The organism is Providencia sp. PROV252, from assembly GCF_033676005.1.
Classification (GTDB): domain Bacteria; phylum Pseudomonadota; class Gammaproteobacteria; order Enterobacterales; family Enterobacteriaceae; genus Providencia; species Providencia vermicola.
In genome coordinates this window covers 3,466,167-3,481,633 of sequence record NZ_CP096294.1, presented here as the reverse complement: position 1 = coordinate 3,481,633, position 15,467 = coordinate 3,466,167, and the positions used below count along the sequence as shown (strand labels likewise).

Genomic DNA, 15,467 nt, shown 5'->3' with positions numbered 1-15,467 from the left:
CCTCTATTTAGCTACAATTTCGCCTTTAGGGCTAGAAAGATGGAAATCATCAAAGAAGGTATATGTACCTGGTTTGAGAGGCGCAATAACAACGACGGAGCTGGCTCCTGGCGCTAACACTTTTTCTTTACGTAGTTGAATGTTTTCAAATTCAGCGGGTTCAGTTCCTGTGTTGGTTATTTTAATACGGATGATTGTTTTTGCAGGAACTTCCAGTACGCGTGGAATTAAATCGCCATTTTTCATTTCTAATTCCACGGTGTATTTTTCTGCCGCAAAAACAGATTGAGGCAAAAAAGAGCAGGCAATAACCAGTAAAAAGCTCAGTAATATTTTCATTTTGGCTTAGGGAGTCCATTTATTAGCGCAAACAGAAAAAGGGCTTGCAGACAATGAGAGTTCCTACAAGACCCTTTGCTCACTTTAGATAAAACTAGTAGCTTCCTTTACGGCCTACACCTGCGTAGTCAAAGTCCCAAGAGACTTCAAAGGGTTGGAACCAAGGAGCAACACCCGTTTCTTTATCAATGTGGCGACCAAAGGCAACATCTTTATTATGTGAAGGTGGGTAAATTTTATAGGTCACACGATATTTCCCATTGCCATCTAACTTGATGTTTTCCCCATAGTGAGGGCCATCACTGGCAACCATAGGCATAAAAGTGCCTGTTTGAGTTTGCGGTTTATCACCCAGTTTCGTCACGGAGTATTCGATAGTTAGGTAAGGGATCCAATCGCCTTCTGCGAAGCCATTCGGATTATCTTCTACTGCATGGATATCAGCTTCTAAGTGGATATCGGCTTTATCTGCCGCTAAGTGGGCCATTTTATGATGCCCTTCTTCAGTATCCATTGTAATGGGTTGTAAATAGACACCTTGAATTTCCATTCCGTTTTTAATCACTGGGTGGCCAAGCGGATACTCTTGAGCAAATGCAGAAATTGAAAACAACGCGAGACCCGAAACAGCAGCTTTGTAGGCGAGTTTCATTATTACGTCCTTACCATTATTTAAGTTAGAGTCGTAATGATAATCATTACTATTGTAAGATTACAAGTGAGTATTTTCGATCAGTGGCCATTTAAAAGCACGAAATGGTTGTTTTTTGATAAAAATCTAGGTGTTAGATAAAGTTATTATTCTTTGAAAAATAACTTTATACAGAATGTGCACTGTAAAACGGTTTATTATTTATTACATGATATATTCCATTAAAGGAAATTATTTTACTGAGAAATCTGTTGATAAATAAAGGTGTTGCAAATGCAAAAACGTTATCTTGATTGTTCAGCTTCAGAGATTGCAAATTTAAGTAAAAAGAGTCTGTTAGAAGCAATAAAAGCCAGTGAAGGGCGGTTACTCGTCTCTGAAACTATCGGGACGATTCAGCCTGTTTTAATGACGGTAACGAATGCAGAACTTGCAGCAAGCCAAGGCGCTGATATTTTGTTGTTAAACGTTTTCGATGTTAATCAACCTATTATGCAAGGTTTACCCCAAGGTATTGCACCAGAGGAAATTATCCGCACATTGAAACATTTAACAGGGCGTGCGATAGGTGTTAATTTAGAGCCTGTCCCTGCTGGGTTTAATAACCCAACTCAAGATGCTCAGTGGAAAATGTCTGAAGGGCGTTTAGCAACCGTTAAAAATGCGATGAAATTAAAAGAAATGGGGGTCGATATTATTGTTCTGACGGGGAATCCTGGCAATGGTGTCACCAACCAAGAAATTAATCAAAGCTTGAAAGAATTGAAGGCGGTTGTTGGCAATGATGTCATTTTGATTACAGGAAAAATGCATGCCGCAGGTGTGTTAAATGCATCGGCAGAGCAACTTATCACTGAGGATGATATTCGGGCATTTATTGCCAGTGGTGCAGATATTATTTTATTGCCAGCGCCAGGAACGGTTCCAGGTATTTCATTAGAATTTGTGCAAAAAATGGTGAGTTACTGCCATTCCCAAGGTGTGATGACAATGACGGCAATTGGCACTTCACAGGAAGGTGCGGATATACAGACGATCCGTCAAATTGCCCTGATGTGCAAAATGGCAGGGACTGATTTGCACCACATTGGCGACTCAGGGTACAACGGAATTGCCTTACCTGAAAATATTTTAAATTATGGCATTGTTATCCGTGGTGTTCGCCATACTTACGCTCGAATTGCGCGGTCAATTAACCGCTAAATCTCTTTTATTTCCGAGCGAATGACAATCTATTTTTCGTTCGGAAAATCATTTTTTTGGCAGAAAATTATACAATTTCCACTATTCTTCAGGTAAAATTTCGCCCATTTTTTAAAACAATAAAAGAAGTGAGTTATGTCGCAAAATACTAATCCGGTGCCAAAAATTGGCTTCGTTTCACTCGGCTGCCCAAAAAACTTGGTGGACTCAGAACGTATTTTAACTGAATTGCGTACTGATGGTTATCAAGTTGTCCCAAGCTATGATGATGCTGATTTGGTCATTGTAAACACCTGTGGTTTTATCGATAGCGCGGTACAAGAATCGTTAGAAGCGATTGGCGAAGCGTTAAATGAAAACGGTAAAGTCATTGTGACAGGATGCCTTGGTGCAAAAGAAAACCAAATTCGTGAAGTCCATCCAAAAGTTTTGGAGATAACGGGGCCGCATAGTTATGAGCAAGTATTAAACCATGTTCATCATTATGTCCCGAAACCAGAACATGATCCTTTCTTGAGTTTAGTGCCTGAACAAGGCGTTAAGTTAACGCCAAAGCATTATGCTTATTTAAAAATATCAGAGGGTTGTAATCACCGTTGCACCTTCTGTATTATTCCTTCGATGCGTGGTGATTTAGATAGCCGCCCAATTGGTGATGTATTAAATGAAGCGAAACGTTTAGTCGCTTCTGGTGTGAGGGAACTCTTGGTTATTTCACAAGATACCTCTGCCTATGGTGTGGATGTTAAGCATCGCACAGGTTTTTGGGATGGTCAGCCAGTTAAAACAAGCATGATTGGGTTATGTGAACAACTCGCTTCTATGGGGGTTTGGGTTCGTCTACATTATGTTTACCCTTATCCGCATGTGGATGACGTTATTCCACTTATGGCAGAAGGTAAGGTTTTACCTTATTTGGATATTCCTTTGCAGCATGCAAGCCCTAAAATATTAAAATTAATGAAACGCCCAGGTGCGGTGGAAAGGACGTTAGAGCGTATTAAGCGCTGGCGTGAAATTTGCCCTGAATTAACATTACGTTCAACCTTTATTGTGGGCTTTCCAGGCGAAACAGAAGAAGACTTCCAAATGTTGTTGGATTTCTTAACTGAAGCTAAATTAGACCGCGTTGGTTGCTTTAAATATAGCCCAGTGGAGGGCGCGAAAGCTAACGAACTTGCCGATCAAGTTCCTGAAGACGTCAAAGAAGAACGTTATCATCGCTTTATGCAATTACAGCAACAAATTTCAACGCAGAGGCTGCAAGATAAAATTGGTCGTGAAATTTGGGTGATTATTGATGAGGTTGATAATGAGGGGGCTGTTGGCCGTAGCATGGCAGATGCACCTGAAATTGATGGGATGGTGTATTTAAACGGTGAGTTTGATGTAAAAGTCGGGGATATCGTTAAAGTGCTTGTTGAGCACGCTGATGAGTATGACCTATGGGGTGCAATCGTTACTAAATAATAGACAAGGATTGTTTGTATCTTTTCGAGCCTACTTATTGTTTAATAAGTAGGCTTTTTTGGTTTCATTTTGAAATCATTCCTTATCTTTTGTTCAAAATTGACGTAGATCAAGCGCCGAAAATCTATTAAAGAATAACTTGATCTAGAATATAAAAATTAAATGGCAAGTTGACATAATCAAATAACTCTTATCGAAGAATAAGGATAACTATGTCGGCTCATTCATTATTTACAAATACACCAATAGAAGAAAATACAGCTTATTTAGATGATAATGAGCTTCTAATCTCGTTAATACGAGATACTGTTTTATCAGGGTTGTCTTCACTTCATGAACTTAACGCCGATGTTTCTTTGCTGAATATTCAAGGTGAAACATTGTGGTTAAGCCAAAAGTCACAAGACTATTTTGCAATAGCTGATTTACTATCAGGTGAAATGAGCAAGAACGCTCAGGAGCGTCTTTTTGCTAATCCTATTGAATTACATGGGAAATTTTATTATTTAGCGCCGATATATTCGCAATTTGGCGAGTTGTGGTTGATTGTGGCTTTATCAACAGCTCAAATGAATAGCAATATTCTTCTTGCTCTTTTGCAATCATTGGCAAGAGAATCTACTGCAAAGCTGAAATGCCAATCTTATATACAACCATCCTCAACGAAACCATTTCAGGCTCCACGCATTGCAGATTTGAATATTCAGTCGGTTGAAAAAGCTCTCATTATTGAAGTGGCAAAAAACTGTCGAGGTAAAGTTCAGCAAATGCATCAGATTTTGAACATGGGAAGAACGACGCTGTGGCGAAAACTGAAGCAATATGACATTAATATTAAAGAATATAAGTAGTCACGCTCGGTGTTTTTTCATGTGGTTATGTAAAAAAAATGCTTCGGCGTATTTTGGATGGAGATGTATCATCTAAAATAGCTGAAGCATAAAAGGCTGACCAACACTTACTGCAAATAGCCTCTGAAGTTGGCTGTATTGAGATAAAGAGCAATGAAAAAGAGACTGCATTATCTTTCAATATTACTTGTCAGTATGTTAATAGCAGCCTTATTTTTTTAGTTTAAGAAAATAGATGTCAAAATAATGCATGAGAGGTGTAATTTAGATTTTTATCAATGAGGGCTTAATGGAAATGTGCAATATAAACAATATTACTCCATCTAAAATAGTAAATAATCTATGTAATTATTACATCTGTAATCATTAATTAACTTAAGTGCATTTTGTGTAATAGTCGTGTAATCAAATTGCCCTTATTCATGAGAGTAAGGGTAATTTGTGAAATTAATAGCATATTAATCTATGTTTATCAAAATTCTTATGTGTTAATATTTTGTGAGAAATAATATCTGACGGCTTGAAATAAAACCATCAGATATAATGACTACTAGATTGTAAAAGCATATAGTATATATTACCTATATTTTGAATAGGTATTAATATATTCGTATTCTTGAATAAGTTGAGGGAGTGATTTTATACCTAATTTTGTATAGATGTTCGAACGATGTACTTCAACAGTTCTCGGAGATAATGAAAGTTTTTCAGCAGTTTCTTTACTGGTATTACCTTCTAAGATCATATCCATTATTTCTCTTTCCCTGACGGATAAACGCTCAAATTTGTCAGATAGATAGGTATATTTCTTGTGCTTTTCATATGAACTTAAAAATTGCTCTGTGGCACTATTGATTGCATTGAGAATCTCAATGTCTTTGAATGGAAAAGGGAAGAAGTCATAAGCGCCAGACTTAAAGCTTTCTTTACAGAGGCTAACCGAAGGTTCTTCAGCAAGGACAATAAAAGGAACAATACCAAAAGAGTTATTTATATTGGTTAATCGGCTAATACGATTTTCGTTATTTTTTAAAAATAACAAAATACATTCCTTTACATTGCTTTCTAAAGGGTAAGTATAATTACTAATAAATGTGTCTTCGTTATTATAAAAATTAAAGACAAAACCAAATGATTCCATCATTAATTTCAGTTTATTCTTAAAGACATTATCACTATCTATGATTACGTGAATGGTGTTATTCATCACCATACTCCTGTTGAACTGATTTGATATTCATATTAATTTGATAAAATAAGTAGATAAATATCGTTAAAAATAAATTTAGCGATAATGTTTTCTACAGAACGTTGTTTTTTTTATTAATGTATTACTGACCTTAATTTATATTAAAATTATCATCTAGTTAAATTTAATATAAAATAGAAACAATGGTTAAATTTTGTGTCAATGCGTAAGAATCGATTAATCTTATGTAACATTTTAGGTGCTTTTACTTGTTTGGCGAGTTTTTTAGGCTCAAAAATCAGATTGAAATTTTTATGACTGGCTCAATAATATCTTAAATAGTAAGTCATAAAAAGCCTAAGGAGTATATTTTATGCGATTTTATTAAGTAAGGGGGGCGATATGTAGTTTTGGAAGTTAAGGTGCTTTTTGCTTCTGACATGGTAGAATTTATTACAAACCTTTTTAACTGAGTGAATATACTTAATGGCTTCTTTAAAAGATGTTGCTCGACTTGCAAATGTATCTTTAATGACAGTTTCTAGGGCAATTAATAGCCCTGAATTGTTAAAACCAGATACATTAAAACAAGTTCAGCTAGCAATTAATGCACTCAACTACATTCCTGATTTTTCAGCGCGAAAAATTAGAGGAAAAAGTTCTAAGGTTTCAACGGTAGGGGTACTAGCTTTAGATACAGCAACGACGCCTTTTTCTGTTGAAATTATTTTGTCAATAGAGCAAACAGCTAGGCAATATGGTTGGAACAGTTTTGTTGTGAATATTACATCAAAGGAAGATAACGACAGGGCGGTTCGACAGCTATTGTCTCAACGTCCTGATGGTATTATTTTTACGACAATGGGGTTAAGGGAAGTCACAATTCCTGAAGCTTTGCATCAAAGCCCGTTGGTTTTAGCGAACTGCGTTGATAAAAATAAATTGTTCCCTGCTTATATTCCTGATGACTTTAATGGTCAATACAGAGCGGTGGAGCGATTAATAGAGAAAGGTTACCGAAAGCCATTATGTTTATATATTCCATATGAGACGTTAGCAGGGAAAATACGCCGTGAAGCAGTGGAAACAGCATGGGGAAATGCTAATTTACCGCACGAAGACTTGATGCAATATCATCTTGAGCTTGGCGATGAGCATTATATTGATATTATTTCTCTAATTGATTCTCATTTTCAAAATAATAAGCCTGATTTTGATGTTATTATTTGTGGAAATGACCGTGTTGCTTTTTTAGCATATCAAATTTTATTAAGTCGGGGTTTACATATCCCAAATGATATTGCCATTCTTGGTTACGATAACATGATTGGGGTGGGGCATTTATTTTATCCCCCATTGAGCACAGTTGTATTGCCGCACTATCAGTTGGGGCAACAAGCTGCGCTTCACATAATAGAAGGGCGTCAGCAACAAGATATTCAATATGTGGCATGTGACCTTCTTGAGCGCAGCTCATTTTAACGGCATTCAAACTATTCCAACGAACATAACGACTTATTCAATCGCGTTGTTTATCGGCCAATAAGTAGCTTCTTTCAAGTGCGCTGACTGGTTTATCGTAAATAGTTGTAGTTTTCTCTGCTGTAGCTCTGGATAGATGCGGCAACTAAAATTTATTGCACCCTCATTGATGAAAATCTCGAGGCAAGATTGGTCAACGAAGGCATGAATTTTGAGTTGTTTGACTTGTGGTAAAGGTGCGCAACGACTATCACTGATAATATATTCAGGATAGTGTCGCATTAATGTTAACTGCTGGCTTTGGTTATCAACATAAAATTGCAGCCCATTTCCAATCCAGAAACCAAATTTTTCTGCTGAAGCACTTTGTGTTAAGTCCCAAATTAATTCAATTTCACAGCTACTCGCATCTTCACTTAGCAAAAGTGTGGTGTTTTTTTGCAAGCACATTTCTGGAAAATGGACCGCTGACCGCCGCAATTTTTTTAATTCACGAATGGGCTTTGCGATAATTTTACCTTGTTTTGATAAGGTAAGCTCCCTTGGTAATGTGAAACAACCTGACCATCCATGTTTATTTGAAGGCATATGACTTTCCCACATATCCATCCATGCTATCGCAATACGGCGCCCATCTTTTGCTAAAAAAGTTTGAGGTGCATAAAAATCTTGTCCAAAATCTAATTCAGTAAAGGGTTGGGTAATCTTATAAGGTGAATTGGGAGACCAACGCCCAATAAGGTAACCATTTTGATAGAGGTTTCTGTATTGGAAATTTATTGCTTTTTTTCCTTGAGGAGAAAATAAAGCAATAAATTGGTCATCGAGTGGAAAGAAGTCAGGGCATTCCCACATGTAGACATTTTTGTCATCTGTTTTAGCGAGTATCTGAAAATTAGGATCCCAGTGAAGTAAATCCATTGAGCTAAATAACAGAATTTTCCCTTGGTCAAATGTATCCCTTGCACCAACAACCATCCACCATTTGCCCTCTTGTTGCCACACTTTTGGATCGCGAAAGTGCATGTATCCCTCTGGGGCGGGAAGAACAATACCTTTTTTCACAAAATGAATGCCATCATTACTTACTGCTAAGCATTGAGATTGCTGAATTTGGCTGTCATCGCCTTCTTCAGCTAACCAAATATGGCCCGTGTAAAATAAATACAGTTTACCTTCGTGACTGACGGCTGAGCCAGAAAAACAGCCATCACGGTCATAGTCCTCACTCGGAGCAAGCGCTATCGGTTGGTGTTGCCAATGTACCATATCAGTGCTTGTTGCATGACCCCAGTGCATTGGCCCCCACACGGAACTGTAGGGATGATGTTGGTAAAAAGCATGGTATAGGTTTTGATGATAAATTAATCCATTAGGGTCATTCATCCAACCTGATTGTGGTGCTAAATGATAGTGCGGATAAAACAGGGTATTTAGCTGTTTTGCATTTTTTTTAATGGCTTGATTTGCTCGTTCAATCTGTTTTTCCATAATGGATCCCTAACCTTTTTTGCTATAACAAATCTGAAATGGATAAAATGGGGTGAGATAATACGTGTGTTTTCTAATCGATCACTTTATACTTTATGTTAACGTTAACAACTTAGATTTACTAGCTTAAATTTTCCTGGTCGGAAACTAAAAAGGTGAAAATATGAAAATATGGTCATTGGGCGATGCTGTTATTGATTTAATTCCATTAGAAAATATGCGGTATCAAGCTTGTGCAGGGGGGGCCCCTGTCAATGTTGCGGCTGGCGTTGCTAAGCTTGGCCATCCAAGCGGATTTATTGGTAGAGTCGGAGAAGATACATTTGGTCATTTTATGCAAAAAACCTTATTTGACCTAGGTGTTGATACACAGGCCATGGAATTTGATGAAGAATATCGAACAAGTACAGTATTAGTTTCATTACATGAAAATGGCGAACGTGAGTTTACTTTTTTAGTTTCGCCTTCAGCAGATCAATTTTTAAGTTCAAAAAACTTACCTCAGTTTGGTCAGGATATATTGCATTTTTGCTCACTCGCGCTTGTTCACCCAATATGCCGTACATCATTAACGGAAGGGTTAATTCAAATTAAGCAAGCTGGGGGCCGATTAAGTTTTGATGTAAATATTCGTCCACAAATGTGGGAAGATCACGAAGAAATGCATCAAGTTGTGGACACCTTTGCAAAACAGGCTGACATTTTAAAACTTTCTGATGATGAATTACTTTGGTTAACGGGTGAGAGCCTATTTGATAAGGCGGTTGAAAAATTGCGTGATTATCCTGCGGAGCTTAAGGTCGTGACGCAAGGTTCGCAAGGGTGCAGGGTATTTACGACAGAGTATTATTTTTCAGTAAGTGCTTATTTAGTCGATAGTATTGATACCACGGGCGCTGGAGATGCTTTTATGGCTGGATTGTTAGCGGCAATTAATCAATATGGCATGGCTAATACAAAAGATAATTTGATGAAGATTATTTCTCAGGCAACAGCTTGTGGGGCTTTAGCCACAACTAAAAAAGGGGCAATTTCCGCAGCGCCAACGTCTCAAGAGCTTGTTGAATTTATGCAGCAGCAGCCGCCATTGCACCAAAAACAGATTTTTTAATGTGAAGAGTTAACGTGCAAATAAAATTTGGCTTTATATGCTATTTTTTATTTGCATATAATCTTAAATAGATAGCTTTAGAATGAGCGTTAGTAACATTTTATTTTCTTTATATTGGCGTATGATGTGGAGCAAATTTTACCTTATTTGACTTTATTGTAGGCTATATTATGTTGCTGCGTTCAGGTGTGGCTCTAGCTATTTTTTCCTATATTTTATGGGGAATAACGCCCTTATTTTATCGGCTGCTTCCTGAAGCTGAACCGCTAGAACTCCTTGCCCAACGTCTTATTTGGTCAATTCCATTGCTATTTTTAATCCGTTTAGTCATTAAAAATAAAACAATATGGAAACAAGTATGGGTTGATAAAAAGTCCATTATCCTTTGCCTTTTTAGTTCGTCCATTATGGCTATCTCTTGGACCACATTCACTTATGCACTCACTCATGGGCAAGTGTTAGCCGCAAGTTTGGGCTATTTTATCAATCCATTATTCTCTATTTTGCTCGGTGTTGTTTTTTTACGTGAAAGGTTAGTTTTTGCGGAAAAAATGGCCGTTACGTTTATTTTGTCTGGGGTTGGTTATCAAATCTGGCAATATGGTGAATTGCCTATTTTAGCACTCGTGATGGGGAGTGCGTTTGCGGTATATGGATTGATCCGTAAATTTATTCGGTTTGATGTTATTACTTCATTGTTTTTAGAAGCATTATGGTTGTTGCCTATTGCAATGGGTATTACTTGGTGGTTATCGTCAAAAGGGTTAAGCGCAGTGGAGGCGGGAGATTGGCAGCTTCGTATTTTGTATATGTTAGCGGCACCTGTGACGATTATTCCCTTGCTGTTTTTTACTGCGGCTATCAAACGCACATCACTCACTGTTATTGGTTTGGCCCAATATATAGAGCCAACTATCCAATTTTTACTCGCTGTGTTCTTGTTTAATGAACTGTTTGATTGGGTTAAAGGGATTAGCTTTGCATTAATCTGGATTGGTTTACTATTTTGTATTTTGGCTTTATTGCATAAGCATTATGCCAAATTTTCCCAAAAAGAACCTTTTATTACCGGGCGAGATGAAACCCCGCAGAATTAGACAATATTTCATTTAATTTCAAGACACGAATATGTTTTATCATGGCCTTTTTATTACGTGGATAGCAAAAGCAAACGTTTGCGTATATAATCATCGGTATTATTTTCGCATATAAGGTCATCAATCATGGAACAGTTAGGTACGGCACTTTGTGCATCTGCAACAAAAGTTATGTTACTGGGCGCAGGGGAGTTAGGTAAGGAAGTTGCCATTGAATGCCAACGCTTAGGTATCGAAGTGATTGCAGTAGACCGCTATAAAAATGCACCCGCTATGCACATTGCTCACCGTAGCCACGTCATCAATATGCTGGATGGTGAGGCACTAAAACAGTTAGTGATCGCAGAAAAGCCTGATTTTATTGTGCCTGAAATTGAAGCAATTGCGACCCAAACGTTAGTTGAACTCGAAGAGCAAGGGCAAAAAATCGTCCCTTCTGCAAAAGCCGTTTTTTTAACAATGGATAGAGAAGGTATCCGTCGTCTTGCTGCTGAAACATTAGGTTTACCTACATCGGAATATTATTTCGTAGAAAATAAATCAGATTTTATTGAAGCCGCTGAAAAAATGGGTTTCCCATGTATTGTAAAGCCCGTCATGAGTTCATCAGGAAAAGGGCAAAGTGTCATTCGTTCAAATGCGGACTTAGAAAAGGCGTGGCATTATTCTCAAGAGGGGGGGCGCGCAGGGCAAGGTCGAGTCATTGTTGAGAAAATGGTCAATTTTGATTTTGAAATTACCCTGTTAACGGTTAGCGCTGTAGATGGGATCCATTTTTGTGCTCCTGTAGGACATCGTCAAGAAAAAGGTGACTATCGCGAATCTTGGCAGCCGCAAGTGATGAGCGAGAAAGCGCTGAAAAAGGCTCAAGATGTTGCTGCAAAAATCGTTTCTGCGTTAGGTGGTTACGGCTTGTTTGGCGTTGAGTTATTTGTGTGTGGTGATGACATCATTTTTAATGAAGTATCCCCACGCCCTCATGATACTGGAATGGTGACGCTGATTTCGCAAAATCTTTCTGAATTTGCCTTACATGTACGTGCATTTCTAGGTTTCCCTATTGGTAACGTTCGCCAATATGGCCCAAGTGCTTCTGCGGTTATTTTACCTGAACTTCATAGCCAAAATGTGGTGTTCTCTAATATTAAGAATGCATTCGATTCTGATATCCAACTACGTTTATTTGGGAAGCCTGAAATTGCAGGAACTCGCAGGTTGGGTGTTGCGTTAGCCATTGCAGATTCAATCGAAAAAGCACTCGAAAGGGCAAAAAAAGCGGCAAGTGCAGTAAATGTGTCAGGTTAGATATGATATGAAAAATGGCCCTTTAATATAAAAATTAATGGGCCAAAAAATGAAAATAATAACAAGCGATTATTCAAGGTAGAAAGAGACGTCGATGCTACCTCTATAGCCACCCGCTTGTACGTTCCCATTTTGGCAAAGGTTAAAGTATAGGTTTTGGCGTAAATTGGTCGTGGCAATATCCCCTAGCTTTTTACGGTCATAATACACTAAAGCATCTGAGTTTCCTCTTCTACAGATATCTGAAGACGGTGGAACTTTCGACGTCACGATATAAGGGCGTTCAGTCGAGTTAGATGAGTTACCTGTCACCGAGTCTAATGCCATACCTGCAAGGTTAGTACTTGATCCAGTTCCTGCATTGCTTTGTCCATGCAGTTGTTGGTTAGCGGATAACACCATCAGCAATTTACCCGTGGTAACACAGTCTATTGACATTGACGCAGGACGCGTTTCTAGCAACTGGTTGGTTCTATTACCCGCCAATTGGGTACTAAATAACCTATCTGCCCCGCACGAACGGTTAGCTTATCTGCTGCGAATACCAGAAGTGCGTGCTCCAAATAAAAGCGCTAGTAGAAAGCCGGATGCCACTTTGTGTGAAAATGAGAAATAGGATGTCATTTTTTTCATAGTTATTCTTTTGCTCGTCAATTTGACAGTGAATATTTATTATTTACACTCAGCTGTTATTGTTCTAACTGGTGAGTCAGCGGTGACAGCAATACTTTCCAATGAAGCATAGCTGATTGAACATTGATCACCTTGATTACCCCACTTGATATTCAGTTTTCCTGAATCAGGTAAACCGCTCATGTACAGCTGATGATTAGAGCCAACAATACCTGTATTAATATCATTATTTTTATCAGTAGAGACGAGTGTTGCAATCGCCCCAAATGGTGGCATTTTTCCCGTTGTGTTAATATTAATCATGGCTTGGTAACCAATTTTCGTTTTAAAGTTACGTTTGATGATTGCCCCTTCCGTTGGGTACACCATCATTGAGGTATCTTTAAAGGTAGTATCATCTGGCAACGTATTAACGTTGACTGAAATCTGGTTCGCCGCGTTGCTTGCTAACTGTGGAATAATCGCGTTCCCAAAACGGTCAAACTTGGCACCCATGGTGAGTTCTGCACCTCTAGCACCATCCGCAGTGATGATAGCGAGAGTATCACCCACACTTGGGGATAGTGAGATACCATCTGAATGGGCGATCATTCCGCCGCTCATACTTGCATTCATTGTACGGTTCGAGTCAGAATAACTATAACCTGCTGATAATGTGGAGTTATCTGCTGAGTATGTGCCATTTACGCTACCGCCGTAGTTACTGCCTTGGCTGTTATAGTTTTGGTATAAACCGTAGCTGAATTTATTTTCCAGCGCACTTCCCGTCAAACCTGCTTGGTTTCGTGTTTCACCATGGTTATCAACGCTGATACCATAGCGAGCACTCATGGTTTGAGCCATCTCGCTATTCGTCAGTAAGCTTAAAGGTACTGAAATATCTAAAGAAACAACACGGTTTTCTGGCCATGAGTTATTGTAGCTTTTCACGCGGTCAACCATATAACTTAAGCTGTAAGATACACCCTTGTAGTTATTATTGTATGACATACCAACAGAGGTGTTTGAGCTTTGCCCACCCCAATAGGTATTTTTCGCTGCTCTTAATGATAAAGAACCATAAGAATCAAAGGACTGGCTAATTGATGTTTGGAAACTATAACGCTGCCTTGAGCCTGTCCACGGCGCTAACCCCTCTTTAATATCGTAACCCGTATTGTTATAGTCAGAGAATGAATAAAAATTTTCTGTGGTATAACGTAATGCTGTTAAGTCAAACGATGTTCCTGTTGAGAGTAAACTTTTCGAATAACGAATACGGTAAGATTGCCCTTTTAAGCGCTGATTAGAAAATTTCGCATCAGAATGAGTCACGTCCGTAGATAAAGCGCCGAGTACACCTAAAGAAAAGCCAAGCCCCCCCACGATAGAGTTATAACCATTGGAGACCAATAAACCACCGTAACTCGTTATGTTGTATGGTAAACCAACACTGAACGTACCTAAGGTAAATGTTTTTCTTTTGGAGTCCGTAGCGATACCTCCGTTATAGCGGCCTGCAACAATTTCATAGTTGTACATACCCTGTCTTTCCATCATTGGTAATGATGAATAAGCTTGTGTATAAACCGTTTGCTTACCATTTTCTTCTTCAATGGTGACCTCCATATCCCCAGCTAAACCACTGGCAGGAATATCTCGGATCACAAATCTACCTGGTGCAACGAACGTTTGGTAAACAACACTACCATTTTGACGTACAGTCACTGTCGCATTTGAGTTGGCAAAACCCTCAACAACAGGGGCATACCCTTGCATGCTATTCGGATTAAGGTTTGGGTTTGACTTTAAACTCGCCCCTTTCATTGGGATTGAATCAAAAATTGTACCACCAGATGAAATTTCACCGGCTCTTAAGGTTGATTTAATCGCATTAATGGTTCTGTATACATAAGTATTTGAGAAATCAGAATCACTGTAACTTGAGGCCCCGCTATTTTTACTGTAGTTGTACAAATAACTCGTTCTTAAGCGCCATGCACCAAAGTTAATCCCCACGTTAATATTCGTAAATATTGAATCTGAGGTGCTTGCTTTTTGGTGGTATTTGGAAAGCTGACGGTTATTACTGTAGTTAAGTACATAATTCATAATTAACGCTGTTACACCATCATCGCGAGCATCTGGCGGAACATAACCTGTAAAATTAGGTACCATCGCAATTTGTGGGATAGACAAATTGACAGTCAAGGTTTGCACATCAAAAGTGACCGAAGCATCAGTAATATAGTCAGATAAGTTAGCAATCTCGGTGGTTTCAGCTAAGCCCCTTAAACTTGGCACTGCAGAGGTATTAATACCGAGTTTTTGCAATTGCTCAATAGTAAAAACGGGAGAAACTTTATCACCATCAGCTTTAGTAAATGGGATACTCAACTCCCCTGAAGGGATCATATTAACGTTGATGGTGACGTCATAAGTACCAGGTGTTAGGGTGTTGTTTTGTACGAAATCGTTTAAATTGATTTGATTGATATCAATACCACTACCATGCATTAACAGGCCGGGATCGAAATAAGATTCGGCGTGTGCAAAAGCAGGAGTCATTGCATAACAACATGCAAAAACTTCTAATGCTATTATTTTAAATTTCATCCCTTTCACAGCATCACCATTCATCGTCAATCGTTATAGTTAATAATAT

At 38.4% G+C, this 15,467-nt stretch carries 13 protein-coding genes; 7 read left to right on the top strand and 6 right to left on the bottom strand.

What is annotated here, in order from left to right:
- Positions 1–3: 3 nt before the first annotated feature.
- Entirely contained in the window at positions 4–339 is a 336-nt protein-coding gene (locus M1F05_RS16060; protein ID WP_318825892.1) for a cupredoxin domain-containing protein, read from the bottom strand.
- Positions 340–433: 94 nt separating this feature from the next.
- Positions 434–991, bottom strand: coding sequence for an iron transporter (locus tag M1F05_RS16055; protein ID WP_206082999.1), 558 nt, complete (start codon positions 989–991; stop codon positions 434–436).
- 273 nt (positions 992–1,264) lie between these two features.
- On the opposite strand from M1F05_RS16055, the gene M1F05_RS16050 reads away from it, so the two are divergent.
- The 3 genes from M1F05_RS16050 to M1F05_RS16040 all read left to right on the top strand — a co-directional run bounded on the left by M1F05_RS16050 (position 1,265) and on the right by M1F05_RS16040 (position 4,515).
- Positions 1,265–2,194, top strand: a complete 930-nt coding sequence (locus M1F05_RS16050) for a haloacid dehalogenase-like hydrolase (protein ID WP_206082998.1) — start codon at positions 1,265–1,267, stop codon at positions 2,192–2,194.
- 135 nt (positions 2,195–2,329) lie between these two features.
- The gene (rimO, locus tag M1F05_RS16045; protein WP_206082997.1) at positions 2,330–3,664 is read left to right on the top strand and encodes a 30S ribosomal protein S12 methylthiotransferase RimO; all 1,335 of its coding nucleotides are present in this window, start codon (positions 2,330–2,332) and stop codon (positions 3,662–3,664) included.
- 212 nt (positions 3,665–3,876) lie between these two features.
- Positions 3,877–4,515 carry a helix-turn-helix domain-containing protein gene (locus M1F05_RS16040; protein WP_206082996.1) on the top strand — a complete coding sequence of 213 codons (639 nt, stop codon included), beginning with the start codon at positions 3,877–3,879 and terminating at the stop codon, positions 4,513–4,515.
- Positions 4,516–5,092: 577 nt separating this feature from the next.
- Here the strand turns inward: M1F05_RS16040 and M1F05_RS16035 are convergent.
- Entirely contained in the window at positions 5,093–5,722 is a 630-nt protein-coding gene (locus M1F05_RS16035; RefSeq protein WP_206082995.1) for a response regulator transcription factor, read from the bottom strand.
- 468 nt (positions 5,723–6,190) lie between these two features.
- Between M1F05_RS16035 and M1F05_RS16030 the strand changes: the two genes are divergently transcribed.
- Positions 6,191–7,186 (top strand): LacI family DNA-binding transcriptional regulator, encoded by a 996-nt coding sequence (locus tag M1F05_RS16030; RefSeq protein WP_206082994.1) that lies wholly within the window; start codon positions 6,191–6,193, stop codon positions 7,184–7,186.
- Positions 7,187–7,219: 33 nt separating this feature from the next.
- On the opposite strand, the gene M1F05_RS16025 is transcribed toward M1F05_RS16030, so the two are convergent.
- Complete coding sequence (locus M1F05_RS16025; RefSeq protein ID WP_206082993.1) at positions 7,220–8,677, bottom strand: glycoside hydrolase family 32 protein; 1,458 nt, start codon at positions 8,675–8,677, stop codon at positions 7,220–7,222.
- A gap of 163 nt (positions 8,678–8,840) precedes the next feature.
- Here M1F05_RS16025 and M1F05_RS16020 point away from each other — a divergent pair, with 163 nt between their 5' ends.
- From M1F05_RS16020 to purT, 3 genes are all read left to right on the top strand, one after another.
- Positions 8,841–9,788 carry an aminoimidazole riboside kinase gene (locus M1F05_RS16020; RefSeq protein ID WP_206082992.1) on the top strand — a complete coding sequence of 316 codons (948 nt, stop codon included), beginning with the start codon at positions 8,841–8,843 and terminating at the stop codon, positions 9,786–9,788.
- A 170-nt stretch (positions 9,789–9,958) separates the two neighbouring features.
- Positions 9,959–10,885, top strand: a complete 927-nt coding sequence (rarD, locus tag M1F05_RS16015; RefSeq protein ID WP_206082991.1) for an EamA family transporter RarD — start codon at positions 9,959–9,961, stop codon at positions 10,883–10,885.
- Between the two features lie 126 nt (positions 10,886–11,011).
- On the top strand, positions 11,012–12,190 hold the full coding sequence (purT, locus tag M1F05_RS16010) for a formate-dependent phosphoribosylglycinamide formyltransferase (RefSeq protein ID WP_206082990.1): 1,179 nt from the start codon (positions 11,012–11,014) through the stop codon (positions 12,188–12,190).
- A gap of 69 nt (positions 12,191–12,259) precedes the next feature.
- On the opposite strand, the gene M1F05_RS16005 is transcribed toward purT, so the two are convergent.
- On the bottom strand, positions 12,260–12,676 hold the full coding sequence (locus M1F05_RS16005) for a hypothetical protein (RefSeq protein ID WP_206082989.1): 417 nt from the start codon (positions 12,674–12,676) through the stop codon (positions 12,260–12,262).
- Positions 12,677–12,862: 186 nt separating this feature from the next.
- The gene (locus M1F05_RS16000) at positions 12,863–15,442 is read right to left on the bottom strand and encodes a fimbria/pilus outer membrane usher protein (protein WP_241016790.1); all 2,580 of its coding nucleotides are present in this window, start codon (positions 15,440–15,442) and stop codon (positions 12,863–12,865) included.
- Positions 15,443–15,467 lie beyond the last annotated feature (25 nt).

Excerpts from the sequence above, each read along its gene's own strand:
- M1F05_RS16025 (WP_206082993.1), bottom strand. The coding sequence starts at position 8,677 with ATGGAAAAACAGATTGAACGAGCAAATCAAGCCATTAAAAAAAATGCA.
- M1F05_RS16055 (WP_206082999.1), bottom strand. The coding sequence starts at position 991 with ATGAAACTCGCCTACAAAGCTGCTGTTTCGGGTCTCGCGTTGTTTTCA.
- M1F05_RS16020 (WP_206082992.1), top strand. The coding sequence starts at position 8,841 with ATGAAAATATGGTCATTGGGCGATGCTGTTATTGATTTAATTCCATTA.
- rimO (WP_206082997.1), top strand. The coding sequence starts at position 2,330 with ATGTCGCAAAATACTAATCCGGTGCCAAAAATTGGCTTCGTTTCACTC.
- M1F05_RS16040 (WP_206082996.1), top strand. The coding sequence starts at position 3,877 with ATGTCGGCTCATTCATTATTTACAAATACACCAATAGAAGAAAATACA.
- M1F05_RS16000 (WP_241016790.1), bottom strand. The coding sequence starts at position 15,442 with ATGAATGGTGATGCTGTGAAAGGGATGAAATTTAAAATAATAGCATTA.
- M1F05_RS16035 (WP_206082995.1), bottom strand. The coding sequence starts at position 5,722 with ATGAATAACACCATTCACGTAATCATAGATAGTGATAATGTCTTTAAG.
- M1F05_RS16030 (WP_206082994.1), top strand. The coding sequence starts at position 6,191 with ATGGCTTCTTTAAAAGATGTTGCTCGACTTGCAAATGTATCTTTAATG.
- M1F05_RS16060 (WP_318825892.1), bottom strand. The coding sequence starts at position 339 with ATGAAAATATTACTGAGCTTTTTACTGGTTATTGCCTGCTCTTTTTTG.
- M1F05_RS16050 (WP_206082998.1), top strand. The coding sequence starts at position 1,265 with ATGCAAAAACGTTATCTTGATTGTTCAGCTTCAGAGATTGCAAATTTA.
- purT (WP_206082990.1), top strand. The coding sequence starts at position 11,012 with ATGGAACAGTTAGGTACGGCACTTTGTGCATCTGCAACAAAAGTTATG.
- rarD (WP_206082991.1), top strand. The coding sequence starts at position 9,959 with ATGTTGCTGCGTTCAGGTGTGGCTCTAGCTATTTTTTCCTATATTTTA.